This window comes from Microcystis wesenbergii NRERC-220, from assembly GCF_032027425.1.
GTDB classification, from domain to species: Bacteria; Cyanobacteriota; Cyanobacteriia; order Cyanobacteriales; family Microcystaceae; genus Microcystis; species Microcystis wesenbergii_A.
Genome location: NZ_JAVSJA010000001.1, coordinates 3,241,601 through 3,259,940, shown reverse-complemented (window position 1 = coordinate 3,259,940; position 18,340 = coordinate 3,241,601). Strand labels below are relative to the sequence as shown.

Genomic DNA, 18,340 nt, shown 5'->3' with positions numbered 1-18,340 from the left:
CATAACCTCTAATTTTGATTAATTTAACTATCTTGACAAGCCTGTAATTGCTGGATGATAGCTGTTTGCTCTTGTTCTAAGTTGCGACCGATAAAAACCGCTTGCGTTGGCATTTTTCCGCAGATATCGGGGGCCACAACCTGAAAATCAAAACGACCGCAAATAAAATTAAACAGACAGGATGTTGCTCTATCATCTAAATTGAGAATTCCTTTGGCACGGTAAACTTTTGGGGAAAGTTCTCCGAGAAATTGCTTGAATTTATCCAAGTTCACCAATCGTTCTGTCTGATAAGAAAAAGAGGAAAAATCTTGATGGCTGTCGCGGAAACCATGAGCAGATTTGGTTACTTGAGTTTCCAGTAGCTTTGATTGCCTTCTGTAAAGATTAGCTCCTAGGGCGAACAATAATTTGGGATCGATATTGCTGTGAGTAGTTTTAAATAAGGGGGCTCTTTGATTCAATTGACGGAGATGGCTTTCGACTCGCTCAATTTCTAGTTCTGTCACTAAATCTGTCTTATTCAAGATCAGAAAATCTGCCGCCCTTACCTGCTCGTTGAGTACTTCTTCTTCGGCTGCCAACCGCAAAAACTCTGAAGCATCTACTAAGGTGATTACTGAATCGAGAATGACATCGAGATAATGGAGGCGCTGGATCAGGGGAAAGGGATTTGCCAGTCCAGTGGTTTCTATGACTATTAAATCGGGCTTTATTTGTTCTTGAATTTCCCGAAAGGCGTTGTGTAAAGAGAAGATGTCAACACTACAGCAGACGCAACCACTGTTCAATTCTACTACTTTATCTATACTTTCAAATCCTGATACTACTTTACCATCAATTCCCAAGTCGCCAATTTCATTCATGATAATCGCCACGCGCTTCTCTTGAAAGACTTTTTCTAGGGAATTTCTTAAAAGTGTAGTTTTGCCACTGCCTAAAAAGCCGGCGATTGCGTTGCAAGGTGTTTTAAGCATAAACCAATTTTCATAAATATCTAAGGTTATTAATAGTCAAAAATCACCTCTAGAAAGTTCAGTTTTTCACGGCTACTATCTCCAACCAAAGTCGGGGAATTTCTTTGATTTGTAGATTGTTTAAAGTAACTGCCGCCGCTTCTTGCAAAGCTTCACTAGCTATCTCTACCGGATAGCCACTTAAGGCGACTTCAGCAAACCCTGCATAGGCGCCAATGGTTTCCAAACTTCGCTGGGTCAGCATGACAGTACGCTGCTTATCCTGAATAATCTCTAAATGGTGACTATTGAGCAAATCCCGCCATTGAAGTGGAGAGAACCATTCATTGCCAAAAGCTCGATTCCCCTTACCGCGCTTTCTGCGAATGCCTTCTTGACCAGCTTGCTGCAATTGGAGCAGTTTCTCGGAGACGATAGCTAAGGCTTCTTTCATCCATTCAGTATAGATCGATTCTGTTCCCTCGGGATAGGTGCCGATAAAAAAGCAAGAATTAAAGGCAAAAATTCCGCCAGGACGCAAGACTCGACTGATACTTTGGATTAATTTCTCTTTGTCGGGAAGTAAATGGATGGCATTGCCCATCAGGACGAGATCCATGCTTGCCGGTTCTAAGTCAAAATCATCAGCACTACCGACTTTTAGAAGCACAGCACTTTGCCCGGATTTTAAAGCTGAATTAAGCGCGTCATGGTCTTGAACGAGCATCTTTTTTTCTTTAAATAATTCCCGCGCAATCTCGAGAGATTCTGTCGAAATATCTATGCCAACAATCCCTACCTCTGGTTTGATTTCTAGGAGCAATTCACTGAGAGTTCCTGTACCGCAAGCAAGATCGAGAACCTGGCTGACATTTTCTAAGGGCAAACTGTGTAGAAATTCTCGGTTTGCTTCTAGGTATTCGGGTTGCAGGGAAAATGGTTCATAAGAAGTAATGACTGGCATATAACAATTCCTTGTCTTGGTTTTATTTTAAATTTGGGGACATAATCCTTCTAAGAAGGGAACTTCAAAGCATTTTTCGTGCATCACAGGCCCGTGTCCGAAATAACCGTCTTCTCCAAACAACTCTCCATGATCTGCAGTGACAATAATGTGAGTGTTAGCAGGACATTTACGAAATAGCTCACCTAGCAAACCATCGACATACTCAACACAACGAATTTGCTGTTTGTGTAGCTGCTCCATTTCTGCTGAATTGAAAAATGACTTTTCGGCTTTTTTTTCTGTCTCGGTTTCAGTTTGCAGCAGATCGTCCATTCTCTTAAAAACTCCATGCACTCCAGATATATGGGGCAGTTCATCCTCTTCCAGCATATAAGGATAGTGGGTTTCTCCTAAGTTAAAAAAGTAAAACTGAGGTTGTTCGTCGGGAAATTCTACTTCCTCAACCATTTTGGCAAATTCATTGTGAGTGGGCATTAGTCGATAGTCATCAAAGTACTTATTAATACTCGTAAATTGGTTGAGAACAGGTAGAGAAACTCGGCCAATAGTTTTATAACCTTGGTTTTTTAAGACTTTCGGTAAGGAGAGTTGGGGAATAAAGGTTTTAAAGGACAAGTCTGGGATTCCTAAACGATCTACCCATTTAGCAAATTCTTGTTTATAAACTTCAGAGGCAAACACGCCCCGAGGACTTTTGTGAGGAACCATGCCCATCAACATAGCATAGTGGGAAGGGGATGTCCAAGAAGCATAGCTATACCGGCGTTCAGCCTTACCCAGCCGATCCATATTGGGAGTTGATGCCGCAGAGTAGCTGTCATGACGGCAGCTATCCATAACAATATACATGAGATGGTTAATCATGTGTATCTATATACAAAATGTTCCCCACCAATGTAGTTAAAAAATCCCGCAATGTCAAGAGATAACGGTTAGGCTTACCCTAAGCCTAACCTATTTAGTCGATTGTTGCTTAACAACTGAGATGGCAAATTCTCCTCAAATATGCCTGAATTCTGGGTAGGCAACTTACATCACATAAAGTTCATTTTGTTAATAATTGTTAAGATGCGATGACCTTGTTAATCTTGGGTATTGCATTACTCGGAAAAGAAGCGGTATAATCGGAAGGGAAATATTTGATGTGGAGGAATCCTTCAATGTCGTTTACGCCGCAAGTCAAGCGAGTTACCAAGCCTACTCAAAAAAGCCCATCAATTAAAACAGCGTCTCAACTAATGAAGGAAAAGCGCTATGATGAAGCTCGGGAGGCTTTTGAAGAAATCCTTGAAAAAGACCCAGGCTCTAAGCAAGCTCATCTTGGTATAGGCAGCATCTGTTTAAAACAAAAAGATTATGAAGGAGCTTTGATCCACTTCGGGTCGGCGAGGAGAATTGACCCAATGATGGCTAAAGCTGCTCTTGCCGTTGGCAATGTTTACTACAAGCAAAATGAACTGGACTCGGCCATTGAAGCTTTTAAAGATGCCCTTAATATCGACCCTACTACCCCTGCTGGTTATCTGGGGATGGGGAGGGTTTTATTAAAGCAAAAGAAATACCCTCAAGCTAAAGAGCAAGTTCAAAAAGCACTGGTCTTTAACCCTCAGTTAACTCCAGGGCGCTTGCTCATGTCTCAGATTTACCAAGAACAAGGAAATACAAAGGCAGCAATTGATGAAATCGAGTCTGCACTGAGGATGAATCCAACAGCTTGGAGTGCTTATCAAGCCCTAGGAAATATCTACCTAAAACAAAAACAATATAACCTCGCCCGCAAAAATTTTGAAGGTGCTCAGCAATTAAATCCTAAAATTCCTGTCGTTGCCAAAATGGGTTATATAGAGGCTTTAATTGCAAGCAATGCTCTCGATGAAGCAGCCGAGATTTTACGCGATCTGCCGAACAAAAAACCCATAGAAGCCAAAAAACAAAAATTATGGGGGGATCTTTATACTCGTCAAGGATTTACCAAAGAAGCGGCAGAAGCCTATCGAGCAGCCAATTTACTGGCGGCAGAACAAGGAGAGGTCGCCAGCGAACTTTCCACTTTAGATATGCTGATAGAAGAAGATGACGATAAATTAGGATAAATCCTCGAGACCTACAAAGAAAAAGCAACTCAGCAAATTGCCCAAACCCAATTTAGTAAAAATCCCTAAATCCCCAGACAGTATAGTCTTTAAAGACTATACTGTTAGTTCCCGCAAAAAAGCCAAATAATGTTTCTTGATTTTCAGAGAGCTTCTCTCAAAAAACAACAGATATTGATAGCTATTATCGTTACTTTATCTGTCTTTATAGCCGTGTTTCTAGCAATTCATGCCTCGCTCCAACTTCAGCAGCAGTCTAGTAATCTTCTCCCATCCCAACTGCCGTGGCAGATTTTCCTAGCGTTCCTTGTGGCTATTCTTGTAGGAGGATTTACTTTTGCTTTGGAATTAATAACAATTAATCAAATGGAGCGGGGTTTCAATCAGATTCAGCTTGAGTTGAGGGCATTAGGGAGTGGAGATTTTAATCCTTCCACTCATCTAGAGTCACTAGCTTTGCCCAAAGAGATGAGGGAAGTAGGGAGCTATTTCCCTCATCTGAAGTTAGCTCTCTCAACAAGCTTGAGCGAGCTACAACAAAAACTTGAGGAGCAAGGAACAATCCGAGAAAGCTTGCAAGCTGAACTGACGGGACTTGAGAATACTCTTGCAGAGCAGAAGCTCTCCAACGAAGGTTTGCAATCTCGACTAATTCGGATACAACAAGCACTTGAAGAGGCTCTCGAAGAAAATCAAGCACTAGCAAGAAAAGTGAGTCAAAAGAGAGCAGAAGTCGAGCAACCCGAAGGGGAAGTCGGAGATTTTATCGCTCAGATGCAAGGCGAATTTCAACAGGCACCTAAGTCGGTTGCTTCTCTGACTTCCAGTTCCCTAGAAGAGATTGTCCAGTATAAGGAGGAGCTTGAATATCGCATTACTTGGCTGCGGACGCTACTTGAAGATGCAGAAAAAGAACTCAAACTAATTTGTATTACCTATGAATTATAAAAACAAGCTTAATTTTTTCAGACTTGAGAAAGTCCATAAAGATTGAGGTTTATAATTAAAAACTAGAATCTTGAAGAGGAGAATTAACAATGAAAACCCTTGTGCCGATTTCTTGGTATTCCGATCCCGAGATTTTCAAGAAAGAGCAAATAGTTCTCTTTCAAAACCTTTGGAACTTTGTCGGATTGACCACCGATTTAGAAAATCATAATGACTATATTGCTAAAGATCTAGGAGGACAAGCTATTTTTGTCCAGAATTTTCGTGGAGAATTACGAGCGTTTGATAATATCTGTTCCCATCGTTTTAGTAAGATTCATCAAGAGGAAAAGGGGAATGGGCCAGTTAGATGTCCCTACCACGGATGGATTTATGACAGTGCTGGCATCCCGATTAACATTCCCTTACAGTCCCGCTTCGATTTTTCCGATTGTACACCGGAATCTTTCCAATTGAAACAATGGTTAGTTGATACTTGTGGCTCCTTTGTTTTTGTGAAAAAAAATGATGATGGTCTGACCCTCAAAGAGTATTTAGGAGGGATGTATAGTCGGTTATTAGATTTTTCAGAGTCAATGGGTGAGAAAGTTGACTGTCAAGAAATGATCATTAAAGCCAACTGGAAAATTATCGTTGAAAATACTTTAGATAGCTACCACATCTGGGATGTCCATCCCAACTCTCTGGGCAAGTATGGAGCAGTTGATGGGTATTATTGGAATGACGACTTCCATTCGACTTACCTCAGTAAAGCGAAAAAGCTAGATGCAAAAGTCAGAAAGTTTACCACAGCTTTTGCAGATCGAAAACTGAAGATAGATGGCTACCAGCATTATTTGATTTTCCCACTTTTAACCTTGTCCACTCTGTTTGGGATGTCTTTAAATATGCACGTTTTCACGCCTCTTAGTTCTACAGAAACCAAGGTTACCAACTATACCTTTATGGGAAAACTTGATAATGCCAGTCTGGAGAAAATTCTATTTGATATGAGTAGCAAAGCCTCAGCTAACTTAGTTACTCAAGTTTGGGATGAAGACAAACCTGTCTGCGAATCAGTCCAGCTAGGAATGGTTTCAATCGATAACTCAAGGGATTATAAGCAGGGAATTCTTAGCAGTGACGAGCGCCGTCTTCATACTTTTCAACAACCTTATCTTAAGCTGATGAATTTGGTGCCATCCGCTGCCTGAAAAATGTGACATCTTCCCACGTCATACGTCATAATTTTGATTTGGCGTGGGTTTCTTGCTCTTGACTTCGATTTTGAACGTTTTTGGCACAGTTTAAGATCAAATATGATAGTCTCGCCATTATAGTTCTCATTCAAGCAGAAGCCAAGACGGATTTTAACCGCCTATCCTCTTGCCTCCTGCATTCCAAAACGCCAAAAAAATAGGGTTTTAAAAAAACCAGAATTCAAAATAAGAAATAGCGTTGGGCCATGGGTAAAACCGTAGCAGGTTCACAGATTAATAATTCCCCGTCAGCACGCACTTCGTAGGTTTCGGGATTAACTTCCATGCGCGGTAAAGCGTCATTCAGCTTCATACTGGCCTTACTGATATTGCGCGTATTCGACACGGCCACGGCGGTTTTTTTCAGCTTTAACTTCTCAGGAATGCCCGCTTTCATAGCATATTTAGAAACAAATGTCAAGGAAGTTTTGGCGATCGCACCACCAAAAGAGGCAAACATGGGACGCATATAAACCGGTTGGGGTGTGGGAATACTGGCATTAGCGTCGCCCATTTGCGCCCAGGCGATTAAACCGCCTTTCAGGACAATTTCCGGTTTTACGCCAAAAAATGCCGGTTTCCAGAGAACCAAATCGGCTAATTTGCCCACCTCGATGGAACCGACATGATCGGATATACCATGAGTAATAGCAGGATTAATCGTATATTTAGCAATATATCGTCTTGCCCGCAGATTATCATTCTCTCCCGTTTCCCCGGTCAGTCTGCCCCGTTGTACCCGCATTTTGTGGGCAGTTTGCCAAGTGCGGATAATTACTTCTCCCACTCGTCCCATCGCTTGAGAATCGGAGGAAATGATGCTAAAAGCCCCTAAATCGTGGAGAATATCCTCGGCGGCAATAGTTTCGCGGCGGATGCGGGATTCAGCAAAAGCCACATCTTCGGGAATACTCCGGTCTAAATGATGACAAACCATCAACATATCGAGGTGTTCCTCTAAGGTATTCGTCGTATAGGGACGGGTGGGATTAGTAGAGGAGGGTAAAACGTTCATTTCCCCGCAAACCCTGATAATATCGGGAGCATGACCACCGCCGGCCCCTTCCGTGTGGTAGGTGTGAATGACGCGATTTTTAAAAGCGGCGATAGTGGCCTCGACAAAACCGGCCTCATTGAGAGTATCCGTATGAATCGCCACCTGCACATCGTACTTATCGGCCACGCTTAAACAGGTATCAATGGCTGCCGGAGTGGTTCCCCAATCTTCATGGAGTTTTAAGCCAATTACCCCCGCTTTTACCTGTTCCGCTAGTCCTTCCGGCTGACTGCTATTGCCTTTACCCAAAAAACCCAAATTCATCGGGAAAGCTTCGGCCGCCTCTAGCATTCGATAGATGTTCCATTCTCCCGGGGTGCAGGTGGTGGCATTAGTTCCCGTCGCAGGTCCGGTCCCGCCACCAATCATTGTGGTAATCCCAGACGCAATCGCTGTCTCAATTTGTTGGGGACAGATAAAATGAATATGGGCATCAATCCCCCCTGCCGTCAAAATCATCCCTTCCCCGGCTAATGCCTCGGTGGCAGGACCGATAATAATATCGACATTATCTTGAATGTGGGGATTGCCCGCTTTACCGATTTTATAAATTTTGCCGTCTTTAATGCCCACATCGGCTTTAACGATGCCCCACCAGTCGAGAATTAAGGCATTAGTAATCACTAGATCTACCGCCCCATCTTCCCTAGAAATGGGGGATTGGCCCATACCATCGCGAATTACTTTACCGCCGCCGAATTTTACCTCATCGCCGTAGCTGGTGAAATCTTTTTCGACTTCGATAAATAATTCCGTGTCTGCTAGGCGAACTTTATCTCCGACGGTGGGGCCGTAGGTTTCTGCATAGGTGCGGCGATCGATGCGATAATTCATAGGGGTAATTCTTGAAAATCGAGATTGATTATACGATCGATTTTCCGGCAATTATCGCTTTTTCGGGATTTTCTTCCATTTTTAATCTGGCTCATTTTCGAGGATTTCTTTGGCTTTCAGTAAAGCTTGGCGATGTTCTTCGGTGACGGTGGGATATCGTAAACCGAGGGATTCCAGGGTGTGATAAATAACCGCCCCCACAGCTAAACGGGTAAACCATTTGCGATCAGCCGGGATAATATACCAGGGGGCCCATTCGGTACTGGTATGATTGAATACCTCCTCGTAGGCTTTCATGTAATCACCCCAAAAAGCTCTTTCTTTGACATCATTTTCGGAAAACTTCCAGTTTTTTTCTGGGCGATCAATTCTTTCCAAAAATCGTTTTTTCTGTTCTCCTTTAGAAACATTGAGAAAGAATTTTAGGACAATAACCCCATTATTAACCAGATATTTTTCAAAATTATTAATCTCCTCAAAACGTCGCTGCCAAACTTTCTTGGTTCTATCTTCCGGGGGGAGTTTTTGCCGTTCCAATAAATTTTGATGGACGCGCACGACTAATAATTCTTCGTAGTAAGAACGATTAAAAATACCGATACGACCCCGCTCCGGTAAGGCTTTATAATATCGCCAGAGATAATCGTGATCTAGTTCTTCGGCCGAGGGAACTTTAAAGCTAAATACCTGACAGCCTTGGGGATTTAAACCCGACATAACGTGCCTGATCGTACCATCTTTACCCGCCGCATCCATGGCTTGCAGATTAATTAACAGGGCATAGGTATCCTGAGCATAAAGTTTATCTTGAAACTCGGCCATTTTTTCGATCCCCTGTTGCAGCAGCAGCGTGGCATCTTCTTTGGTAATGTAGTCTGGCTTAAACCCGGGATCGTAGTCTTTGTGCAGAGAAATTTCTTTACCCGGTGGCACGATTAAGGATTGTAAAAATGCTTGGCGATCAATTTTGCTGACCATGCTCTTCTCCTTGATTGTTTTGAACCCTAAGATTACATTGTAGCACTTTTGCTCGGAAAATATCTAAACCTTGAACTGGCGAGCCAGGGATGAAGTGGCAAAAGTATATTTAAATAGCTGTCAGTCCCTAAGCAAAATTAATTACACATCTAAGCTGTCAACCGTCTATCAGTTTTATGAGAAATGCTGTAGATGTATTTTTACTGTAAAAAAAGGTTAATTGCATCAATAAGCTGCTTGAGTTGTTTAATCTTTTCAACTAGATGCAAATATATAAACTCATAATTTAGGATACTAGCTATTTCTTCCACAGTCGTTTCGCTTTTATCATAGCTTCGTTGTATTAATTGATAAATACTGTCCAGCACTTGACTAGGATGTGGTATTTGTTCTACATCTAGGGCATTTAGATCGAAACCTAAATTGTCTAGAATAAACTTAGATGTTAAACAACTATCTATTTTAGTCAGAAAACTGTATTCACCTAAAAACCAAGCTTCAATTTCCATAATCACTAAAATCATCGAAATGGGAATTCCCTTGTTCTGAAGTAAAGGTTTTAAAAATCCTTTAATGCCATTTTCTACCTTAGTTCTATTTTCTAGAGTTTCGGGATATAAATCTCGTAAACCTAAAATTTTTTCATAACCATTATTAGTTAAACTAACATATTGTTTTTTTATATCGGAAAGTACATGAGAACCACATCCGCAATCATACAAAAGAATAAAGAAAGGAGCAACTTCGATAGAATTTGATTTTAGCTGTTGAATTTTGCGATTAGCTTTATCCCCGCGCACTTGATAAACTTCCACAGAAACTTTTTTGTATCCTGCAATTTCTTGAAGTAACCTGGTTATCAATATTCTTTCGGTCTGTCCTTCCACAAAAATCGCTAGTTTTTTCTGTAACATCAATCTATCACTTCCTCTGAATTAGGTTCCTGCAAGTAGTATTCACTAGCAAAAAAATCAAAGTTATTCAGTCCAATATGTTTAAACTGTTCAAATTGTTCGGGAGAATTAGCATAGTTATGTAATTTAGCGACTCCCGGTTGTCGTTCGATAACTGACCAATACTCAAGAGGAACACCATTCATGATATTCTCATCATTAGTGGTCATGATAAGTTGCACTAAGCCTGTTTTCGCCTTCTCAATTAAAAGTTTAATTATAGCTGAAGATCGTTGAAAATCCAAACCCTCCCCGATATCATCAATAATAATACAACTAGGCTGATCTGACAAAATAGCGTAATTAATCTGAATAAATAATGATAAAGCTCTGAACATTCCTTGAGATATTTCCGATTGTTCCGTGACAGACTTTAACCCATCTTCTTGCACATACAAAAACTTTGGTAAATTGTATGAATCCTCGTCTAAATTTTCAGGAGGCGAAATATTAGACTTGAAAAAACTCGGTACTTTAGTTTCTATCTTTGCAATTTGATAACCGATTCTATTCATATCGTCAATAATTCTTTGAGTGAATTCACTATGTTCTCGTTTTCCCAGCACAAATATTCCAACAACATAATCAGAATCTTTAGTATCTGTTTTAGCTTTTAATAATTCTGTTGTTGGCGGCAATTTAGCTAGGGTATATTTTCCCAGTTGTGTTCCAAATTCATAGAATCTTAGAGAGCTAGACCATTTATAAATATCTTCCAAGAAAGGATGCTGGATAGTATCTCGACGCTTGACTACTGCTAATTCTGTTTTAGGTGTTTGAAAGCGCATATACTGATTAAGTTCTTGGGCAAAAATTCTACCTTCTCCCGACTCATTTCTTTCTAAAAGTTGCTCGCTACCAATAATTAGCTTTTCTTGGAGAACTTCTCCATTTTCTAATTCTAGAAAATATTCTGTTTCACAATTTGTGGTGCGATCAAAAAATAAATGCCATGTATCCTTTCTAAACAGCCATGTATCCTTTCTAAACAATTGATCGATTTTGTCACTTCCAGATAATAGTTCTGATAGCTTATATATACTTTTGACAATTCTTGATTTTCCACTGGCATTTTTACCAACGATTAAATTAATATTGCCTAACTGACATCCATCAATAAGCCATTCATTAGGTTCGCCTCGGTTAGAAATATATTCAAACTGGTCTAATTTCATGATTTTAATCTCCTTGGTCACAAAAATCGTCAATAAGGTGAGCTTTTCATAGCTCACCCTCAACTTCATACTAACTCAAAACACCGGAAGGAATACCTAATATATCCTCAATTTTAGGTAAATCTTCTAGGGGAATTACCCGGCCTTCATCCTCAAAACCAGCGATTTCATTAAAGTTCAAATAGCGGTATAAATCGCTGGCAAAAGGATTAATTTTCTCGGTGACAATTGCCAGGTATTCCTCGACGGTGGGAATGCGTCCCAGCAGCGCACAAACCGCCGCTAATTCTGCGGAACCGAGATAGACTCGCGCATCTTTTCCCATGCGATTATTGAAGTTACGAGTCGAGGTTGAAAATACCGTCGCTCTGTCTTCAACCCGCGCTTGATTACCCATACAAAGGGAACATCCCGGCATCTCGGTACGCGCCCCAGAAGCGGCAAAAATGCCGTACATTCCCTCATCGCGCAATTGTTTTTCATCCATGCGGGTGGGGGGACAAATCCACAGTTTAGCCTTAGCAACTCCTGCTCCTTCTAATATCTTAGCGGCGGCGCGATAATGACCGATATTAGTCATACAAGAACCGATGAACACCTCATCAATTGTATCCCCGGCGCATTCCGACATTAACTTGATATTATCGGGGTCATTGGGTGCAGCAACAATTGGTTCTTTAATCTCGTTTAAGTTGACGGTGATAATATCCGCATATTCGGCATCCTTATCCGCCTCCATCAGGACAGGATTAGCTAACCATTGTTCCATTTTTGCTACCCGACGTAGGATAGTTTTGGCATCACTATAACCCCGGGCCGCCATATTTTTTAACAGGGCCACATTAGAGCGCAAATATTCCGCCACTGTCTCGGTACTTAACTTAATCGTACAACCGGCACAGGAACGTTCCGCCGTGGCATCGGTTAACTCAAAAGCCTGTTCTAATTTCAAATCCGGCAGCCCTTCCATCTCCATAATGCGACCGTTAAAAACATTTTTTTTGTTCTGTTTTTCCACGGTTAATTTGCCTTCTTGGATGGCAACGTAGGGAATAGCATTAACAATATCGCGCAGAGTTACACCGGGTTGTAATTCCCCCGTAAAACGCACTAAAACCGATTCCGGCATATCCAAAGGCATTACTCCCAAAGCGGCCGCAAATGCCACTAAACCCGACCCCGCAGGAAAGGAAATTCCCAGGGGAAAACGAGTATGAGAATCGCCTCCAGTCCCCACCGTATCCGGCAATAACATCCGATTTAACCAGGAGTGAATAATGCCATCTCCCGGACGTAAAGCGACCCCACCCCGGGTAGAGAAAAAGTCGGGTAATTGGTGATGAGTTTGAATATCAACCGGTTTCGGATAGGCTGCCGTGTGACAGAAACTCTGCATGACTAAATCGGCGCTAAAACCTAAACAGGCTAACTCTTTTAACTCGTCCCTGGTCATCGGGCCGGTGGTATCCTGAGACCCTACCGTAGTCATAATTGGGTCACAGGAAGTACCCGGCCGCACCCCGGGTAAACCGCAAGCTTTGCCGACCATTTTTTGCGCTAGGGTGTAACCTTTACCCGTGTCACTAGGCATAGTTGGACGAGTAAATAGGGTACTAGCCTCAAGTCCCAAGGCGTGACGGGTTTTATCGGTGAGACTGCGACCGATTAAGAGGGGAATACGACCGCCGGCCCGCACTTCATCCAGAATTGTCTCAGGTTTGAGGCTAAAGGTGCTAATAGTTGCGCCCGCTTCGTTGGTGATTTTGCCTTCGTAGGGATAGATTTTAATCACATCCCCCGTGTTCATTTGGCTAACATCGCATTCAAGCGGTAAAGCGCCGGAATCCTCAGCAGTGTTAAAGAAGATAGGGGCGATTTTACTGCCTAAAATATAGCCACCAGCACGTTTATTAGGCACAAAGGGAATATCATCGCCAATATGCCAGAGAACCGAGTTAATCGCCGATTTTCGGCTGGAACCAGTCCCGACCACATCCCCCACATAGGCGACCGGATGGCCTAATTTTTTCAATTCGGCAATGGTTTCTAAAGACCCCGGTTGACGGGTTTCTAACATTACCAAGGCATGGAGGGGAATATCGGGCCGGGTGGTGGCATGGGGAGCGGGAGATAGGTCATCTGTATTGGTTTCCCCGGGTACTTTGAAAACGGTGACGGTAATTTCTTTAGCAAGTTTCGGTTTAGCGATAAACCAAGCGCCATTGGCCCAAGCATCGATAACCTGTTTAGCATAGGGATTGGTGTCGGATAATTCCAAAACCTCGTTAAATGCGTCGAATACCAGCAGGGTTTTACTTAAAGCGCTGGCAGCAGCGGCGGCGATATTAATATCTCTGGATTTCAGCAGTTCAATCAGAGAATGAACGTTATAACCACCGACCATGGTTCCCAGTAAGCTAACCGCACCCTGGGGGGAGATAACGTTAGATTTTATTTCACCTTTGGCAATTCCTGTTAAAAATCCCGCTTTAACGTAGGCCGCTTCGTCAACTCCGGGGGGAACACGGTCACGCAGCAGGGTCAGCAATTCTCCCCTGAGTTCTTCGGGCGGATTTTTGAGTATTTCGCATAATTCCGCCGTTTGTTGGGCGTTGAGGGGAAGGGGAGGGATACCTAATTTCGCTCGGTCGGCAACGTGCTGATGATAGGCTTCTAACATAGGTCTATTGTCTCCTAGTCTTCACTTGTGACGGTTTCTTCCTAGGTTACTGGATTTTTGCTAGTCTCGGAATTTCTAGGTTAGCGAGAGATGACTTTGCTGTGTGACTTCCATAAAATGAGAAAATAGCGATCGATTGACTATATTGAGGCGTAGATAATGGCTATCACCGATTCTGATCTAGATTTAGCACAATATATCGACCATTCTCTCCTCATCCCCACCGCCACCAGTGAACAATTAGAGGCTTACTGTCAACAGGCCGAACAATATCGTTTTCCCACCGTCTGCGTTTATCCCGCTGCCGTTAAGCAAGCGGTGCAGTTACTCCACGGCAAAAAAACTTTAGTTTCTACCGTGATTGGTTTTCCCGCAGGGGCCACTACCTCCGCAGTTAAACGTTATGAGGCTTTAGAAGCCGTAGATAATGGTGCCAAGGAGTTAGATGTGGTTATTAATCTCGGTTGGCTAAAAGATGGGAAATCTGAGCAATTATTCCAAGAAATTGCTAGTATTTGTCAGGAAACCGGCCAGACGGTGAAAGCGATTCTGGAAACCTCGCAACTGACGGACACCGAGAAACGTTTAGCGGCGGAAATTTGCATGGATGCAGGAGTTAGTTATCTAAAAACCAGTACCGGCTGGTTTGGAGGTGCAACGGTTAGCGATGTGAAGTTTCTCAAGGAAATTAGCAAAGGCCGGGTAGGAATTAAAGCATCCGGCGGAATTCGCACCCTAGAACAAGCGATCGCTCTTATCCGGGCCGGGGCCACCCGTCTGGGAACTTCCCGCGGTGTCGATTTAGTCCGTCAGCAAAAAGCCGCTTTTGAGGAGTAATACTAAATCCTGTTTAAAAGGTATAGGAAAGTGGGGTGTGGGGTGTGGGGAAGTGGGGTGTGGGGTGTAGGGTGTAGGGTGTAGGGTGTGGGGTGTGGGGTGTGGGGTGTAGGGTGTGGGAAGTAGGGAAGTGGGAAGTAGGGAAGTGGGGGGATGGGGAGAATAAATAGAAATAATCTCCTGTCTCCTGAATCCTGTCTCCTTAATCCTGAAAGCTAAAATGATGACTGACAATATAGGTAAAAATAAGGAGGTTTATTTGCCGATAATTCGCTGTGGTAATCGAGAATTTAGAGATATTCAAGGGATTGTTTTTGATAAGGACGGTACGCTAGAGGATTCGCGAGCTTTCTGGTACGATCGAGCTATAGCCCGGATACAAGCCATTGAATCGCAAATCCCTGGTTTAGAGTCTTTATTAACTAAAACTTTCGGTATTGGGGCAAATAGTCTCAATCCTGCTGGTTTAATGGCAGTGGGCAGCCGCAGAGATAATCATATCGCCGCTGCCGGTTGTATTGCTTCCACCGGTCGGGATTGGTTAACGGCAATGGCGATCGCAAAAGTAGCCTTTCAAGCGGCCGATGAAAAGGTTCCCCCCCGCTTCAATCCCCTCTATCCCCAATGTTTAGAAGTAATTCGTTATCTGCACGCGGCCGGTTTACAATTGGCGATTCTTTCCTCCGATACCACAGCACGAGTTGAGCAATTTGTCAAGGAAAATCACCTATTAAATTATATTAAAATTGCCCGGGGATGCGATCGAGGTTTAAGTAAACCCGATCCCCTATTATTGCAAGAAACCTGTCAAGCTTTGGGGACCGCAGTGGACAAAACCCTGATGGTGGGGGACACTAGGGCCGATTGGGAAATGGCTAAACAGGCAAAATCAGCGGCGGCGATCGCAATTAGTTGGCAACCGGAAACCCATCAAGATTTACAATTAGCTGATGTGGTCATTAGAGAACTTACTGCCATCTCGGTTATCAGCTTCTGAAGGCAAGAGGCAACAGGCACTCATGCAACAGCAAGAATCTGGCAATTCTCCTACCTAAAAAGATGGATAGTTATCAGTTATGATTTTAGCTGTCGGGAGACTCCGAGACAGGTTTTAGGTGTTGGGGTTTTGGCGTTTTGGGGTTTTAGTTCAATTTCCCCACTACCCAATTCATAATTCATAATTCATAATTCATAATTCCCTCTATGCTAACAATTGCCTTACCGAAGGGTGCTTTACTAAACGAAAGTATCCAAATATTTCAGAAAATTGGCTTAGATTTTAGTGCCTTTCTTGACTCAAAAAATCGCCAATTACAGATTACCGACCCCACTAACCAAGCGAAAGCCTTATTAGTCAGAGCCACAGATGTCCCCGTTTATGTAGAATACGGTCAGGCACAATTAGGCATCGCCGGTTATGATGTTTTATTGGAAAAATCTCCCGATGTGGCTAATTTAATTGACTTAAAATTTGGTTACTGTCGGATGTCGGTAGCTGTCCCTGCTGATAGTCCCTATCAAAGTCCCTTAGATATTCCCCATCACGGTAAAGTCGCCTCAAAATTTGTCAATTGTGCTAAGGATTATTTTCGTCGTTTAGATATTCCGGTCGAGATTATACCTCTCTACGGTTCCGTAGAATTAGGCCCGATTACGGGGATGTCAGAAGCGATAGTTGACCTAGTTTCCACCGGTCGAACTTTACGCGAAAATGGTTTAGTAGAAATTGCCGAATTATTTGCTAGTAGCGCTCGATTAATCGCCCATCCCCTCAGCTATCGACTAAATCGCGATCAGATTTATAACTGGGTAGAAAAGCTCAGTTTAACAAATCAGCACCCCCCTTATTAAGGGGGGATCAAGGGTAGGGTTGATTCATGAATCAACCCTACCTTGAATCAACCCTACCTTGAATCAACCCTACCTTAAATCAACCCTACTTTAAATCAACCCTACTTTAAATCAACCCTACTTTAAATCAACCCTACTTTAAATCAACCCTACTTTAAATCAACCCTACCTTGAATCAACCCTACCTTAAATCAACCCTACCTTGAATCAACCCTAGGGATCAAGGGGGGAGCAAAGGCAAAATCTATTTAATTATAACCATTTACTTATTTCCCCCTAACCTAATTGTTTCAATAGCAAACCAATAAGCGCACCAGCAAGAATTAACCAAGTAGAATTAACCTGAAAACGTAGTAAAAGAATAGCGGAGATAAGAGATAGAATGATAGCCAATAAATTAAAAGGTAAATTACCGTAGGGTTGTAACCAAGTAGCCAGGGATAAATTAAAAATTACTGCCACCATTAAAGCCACGGCACTAGCATTAATCGCGTCTAAAAAAGCCCCTGCCCAAGCCGATTCTCTCAATTTAGGAATAAGAGGATTAAGTAATAAAACAAAGATAAAAGAAGGAAAAAAAATCGCTAGAGTTGCCACAATTGCCCCCGATACTCCTAATATTTGATAACCGATAAAAGTGGCTGTAGATAACACTGGACCGGGGGTAAATTGACCCACAGCAATAGCATCTAATAATTGTTGCTGGGTTAACCATCCTCTCCCCTGCACTAAATCCCCCTCTAAAAAGGCAACTAACACATAACCACTACCAAATAAAACACTACCCACCTTGAGGAAAAATAGCCCTAATCCTGTTAATGTCGGTGGGATATTGCTAGGAGTAGCAACCGCCGTCGCACCGCCTATTCCTGCCACAATCAGGGGAAAAGTAGCGAATTTTTTTAGGATAAACATCCCGATAATTCCGCCTAACAGTAAAGCGATAATTTCATTTAAACCTAAAATTAATAATCCGATAACTCCCAATCCGATGAAGAGTAATTGACGGGTTTTCAGTGCCTTTTTGCCTAAGCGCCAGAGTGCCTGAAAAATCACCGCAATTACTACCGGTTTAATGCCGGCAAAAATCGGGGCCACATCGGGTAAAGTCCCGTAGGTAGTATAAATCCAAGCTAGAAAACCCGTAATTAACACCGCAGGAGTAATAAAACAAACCCCCGTGATTATTAAACCCGCTAAACCACCAAAAATATAACCGATATGAATAGCCATTTCCGTGGAATTAGGACCAGGAATCAGATTAGTGGCCCCCACCAAATCGAGAAATCGCTCCTTAGTCATCCAACCGCGACGCTTAACCACTTCTTCCTCCATTAAAGCGATATGGGCAGCCGGACCACCAAAACCGATAATGCCGATTTTGAGAAATAAAAGGGCAAGTTGCGAGAGATTGGGAGGCGATGAAGTCAGCATTTTCTGATTACCAATAGTTTTTCCAGAATCAAGTTTATATCCAAAAGAATAAGCTTAAGCTAAATTCTTGGCTAGATCTGGTCAATTCCATAATTGCAAAAGTGTTTTACACAAACTCAATCATAAGTATTTAATGCTCCCGTTCAAGTAAATTTGATACAAAAAAAGTTAAGAAAACTTTACAAGTAATATTGATTAGTTTGTTTATAATGAACCCCATTAATACCAACTGAAACCCATCACCACCCCCCTTATTAAGGGGGGCAAGGGGGGCAAGGGGGGATTAATTAGAACCCCTTAGTCAACAAATCATAAACAATAATCAATTATCACCATCGA

The 18,340-nt window shown here is 42.4% G+C and carries 15 protein-coding genes; 6 read left to right on the top strand and 9 right to left on the bottom strand.

Going from position 1 to position 18,340, the window contains the following annotated elements:
• Window positions 1-23: 23 nt before the first annotated feature.
• From RAM70_RS16050 to RAM70_RS16040, 3 genes are read right to left on the bottom strand one after another with little or no spacing between them, the layout of a single operon-like run.
• The gene (locus RAM70_RS16050; protein ID WP_045357535.1) at window positions 24-977 is read right to left on the bottom strand and encodes a CobW family GTP-binding protein; all 954 of its coding nucleotides are present in this window, start codon (window positions 975-977) and stop codon (window positions 24-26) included.
• Window positions 978-1,035: 58 nt separating this feature from the next.
• Window positions 1,036-1,920 (bottom strand): class I SAM-dependent methyltransferase, encoded by an 885-nt coding sequence (locus RAM70_RS16045; RefSeq protein ID WP_045357532.1) that lies wholly within the window; start codon window positions 1,918-1,920, stop codon window positions 1,036-1,038.
• Window positions 1,921-1,947: 27 nt separating this feature from the next.
• The gene (locus tag RAM70_RS16040; RefSeq protein WP_242017260.1) at window positions 1,948-2,772 is read right to left on the bottom strand and encodes a sulfatase-like hydrolase/transferase; all 825 of its coding nucleotides are present in this window, start codon (window positions 2,770-2,772) and stop codon (window positions 1,948-1,950) included.
• 311 nt (window positions 2,773-3,083) lie between these two features.
• Between RAM70_RS16040 and RAM70_RS16035 the strand changes: the two genes are divergently transcribed.
• From RAM70_RS16035 to RAM70_RS16025, 3 genes are all read left to right on the top strand, one after another.
• A complete protein-coding gene (locus RAM70_RS16035) occupies window positions 3,084-4,016 on the top strand; it encodes a tetratricopeptide repeat protein (protein ID WP_045357528.1) in 933 nt (310 codons plus the stop codon).
• A gap of 129 nt (window positions 4,017-4,145) precedes the next feature.
• The gene (locus RAM70_RS16030; protein ID WP_190380233.1) at window positions 4,146-4,964 is read left to right on the top strand and encodes a hypothetical protein; all 819 of its coding nucleotides are present in this window, start codon (window positions 4,146-4,148) and stop codon (window positions 4,962-4,964) included.
• An 89-nt stretch (window positions 4,965-5,053) separates the two neighbouring features.
• On the top strand, window positions 5,054-6,157 hold the full coding sequence (locus RAM70_RS16025) for an aromatic ring-hydroxylating oxygenase subunit alpha (protein WP_287998305.1): 1,104 nt from the start codon (window positions 5,054-5,056) through the stop codon (window positions 6,155-6,157).
• A gap of 226 nt (window positions 6,158-6,383) precedes the next feature.
• Here RAM70_RS16025 and ureC read toward each other — a convergent pair whose 3' ends face one another.
• The 5 genes from ureC to acnB form a co-directional block, all read right to left on the bottom strand.
• Window positions 6,384-8,093, bottom strand: a complete 1,710-nt coding sequence (gene ureC / locus RAM70_RS16020; protein WP_045357522.1) for an urease subunit alpha — start codon at window positions 8,091-8,093, stop codon at window positions 6,384-6,386.
• A gap of 81 nt (window positions 8,094-8,174) precedes the next feature.
• Window positions 8,175-9,071: a polyphosphate kinase 2 family protein gene (locus RAM70_RS16015; protein ID WP_045357519.1), complete on the bottom strand. Its 897-nt coding sequence runs from the start codon at window positions 9,069-9,071 to the stop codon at window positions 8,175-8,177.
• A gap of 200 nt (window positions 9,072-9,271) precedes the next feature.
• Complete coding sequence (locus tag RAM70_RS16010; RefSeq protein ID WP_312674604.1) at window positions 9,272-9,985, bottom strand: TOPRIM nucleotidyl transferase/hydrolase domain-containing protein; 714 nt, start codon at window positions 9,983-9,985, stop codon at window positions 9,272-9,274.
• Window positions 9,985-11,199, bottom strand: coding sequence for an AAA family ATPase (locus RAM70_RS16005; protein ID WP_312674602.1), 1,215 nt, complete (start codon window positions 11,197-11,199; stop codon window positions 9,985-9,987). Before RAM70_RS16005 ends, RAM70_RS16010 begins: the two co-directional genes overlap by 1 nt.
• Window positions 11,200-11,269: 70 nt before the next feature.
• Complete coding sequence (acnB, locus tag RAM70_RS16000; RefSeq protein ID WP_312674600.1) at window positions 11,270-13,879, bottom strand: bifunctional aconitate hydratase 2/2-methylisocitrate dehydratase; 2,610 nt, start codon at window positions 13,877-13,879, stop codon at window positions 11,270-11,272.
• Between the two features lie 159 nt (window positions 13,880-14,038).
• Here acnB and deoC point away from each other — a divergent pair, with 159 nt between their 5' ends.
• The 3 genes from deoC (at window position 14,039) to hisG (ending at window position 16,567) form a co-directional block, all read left to right on the top strand.
• Window positions 14,039-14,716 carry a deoxyribose-phosphate aldolase gene (gene deoC, locus RAM70_RS15995; protein ID WP_002797255.1) on the top strand — a complete coding sequence of 226 codons (678 nt, stop codon included), beginning with the start codon at window positions 14,039-14,041 and terminating at the stop codon, window positions 14,714-14,716.
• 220 nt (window positions 14,717-14,936) lie between these two features.
• Window positions 14,937-15,713, top strand: a complete 777-nt coding sequence (locus RAM70_RS15990; RefSeq protein ID WP_045357501.1) for an HAD family hydrolase — start codon at window positions 14,937-14,939, stop codon at window positions 15,711-15,713.
• Window positions 15,714-15,919: 206 nt separating this feature from the next.
• Window positions 15,920-16,567: an ATP phosphoribosyltransferase gene (gene hisG, locus RAM70_RS15985; RefSeq protein ID WP_046661518.1), complete on the top strand. Its 648-nt coding sequence runs from the start codon at window positions 15,920-15,922 to the stop codon at window positions 16,565-16,567.
• Between the two features lie 276 nt (window positions 16,568-16,843).
• Here the strand turns inward: hisG and chrA are convergent, their stop codons facing one another.
• Window positions 16,844-18,001, bottom strand: a complete 1,158-nt coding sequence (gene chrA / locus RAM70_RS15980; RefSeq protein WP_312674599.1) for a chromate efflux transporter — start codon at window positions 17,999-18,001, stop codon at window positions 16,844-16,846.
• Window positions 18,002-18,340: the final 339 nt, after the last annotated feature.

Coding starts and splice junctions, on each gene's coding strand:
- RAM70_RS16050 (WP_045357535.1), bottom strand. CDS start 977: ATGCTTAAAACACCTTGCAACGCAATCGCCGGCTTTTTAGGCAGTGGC.
- RAM70_RS16045 (WP_045357532.1), bottom strand. CDS start 1,920: ATGCCAGTCATTACTTCTTATGAACCATTTTCCCTGCAACCCGAATAC.
- RAM70_RS16040 (WP_242017260.1), bottom strand. CDS start 2,772: ATGTATATTGTTATGGATAGCTGCCGTCATGACAGCTACTCTGCGGCA.
- RAM70_RS16035 (WP_045357528.1), top strand. CDS start 3,084: ATGTCGTTTACGCCGCAAGTCAAGCGAGTTACCAAGCCTACTCAAAAA.
- RAM70_RS16030 (WP_190380233.1), top strand. CDS start 4,146: ATGTTTCTTGATTTTCAGAGAGCTTCTCTCAAAAAACAACAGATATTG.
- RAM70_RS16025 (WP_287998305.1), top strand. CDS start 5,054: ATGAAAACCCTTGTGCCGATTTCTTGGTATTCCGATCCCGAGATTTTC.
- ureC (WP_045357522.1), bottom strand. CDS start 8,093: ATGAATTATCGCATCGATCGCCGCACCTATGCAGAAACCTACGGCCCC.
- RAM70_RS16015 (WP_045357519.1), bottom strand. CDS start 9,071: ATGGTCAGCAAAATTGATCGCCAAGCATTTTTACAATCCTTAATCGTG.
- RAM70_RS16010 (WP_312674604.1), bottom strand. CDS start 9,985: ATGTTACAGAAAAAACTAGCGATTTTTGTGGAAGGACAGACCGAAAGA.
- RAM70_RS16005 (WP_312674602.1), bottom strand. CDS start 11,199: ATGAAATTAGACCAGTTTGAATATATTTCTAACCGAGGCGAACCTAAT.
- acnB (WP_312674600.1), bottom strand. CDS start 13,879: ATGTTAGAAGCCTATCATCAGCACGTTGCCGACCGAGCGAAATTAGGT.
- deoC (WP_002797255.1), top strand. CDS start 14,039: ATGGCTATCACCGATTCTGATCTAGATTTAGCACAATATATCGACCAT.
- RAM70_RS15990 (WP_045357501.1), top strand. CDS start 14,937: ATGATGACTGACAATATAGGTAAAAATAAGGAGGTTTATTTGCCGATA.
- hisG (WP_046661518.1), top strand. CDS start 15,920: ATGCTAACAATTGCCTTACCGAAGGGTGCTTTACTAAACGAAAGTATC.
- chrA (WP_312674599.1), bottom strand. CDS start 18,001: ATGCTGACTTCATCGCCTCCCAATCTCTCGCAACTTGCCCTTTTATTT.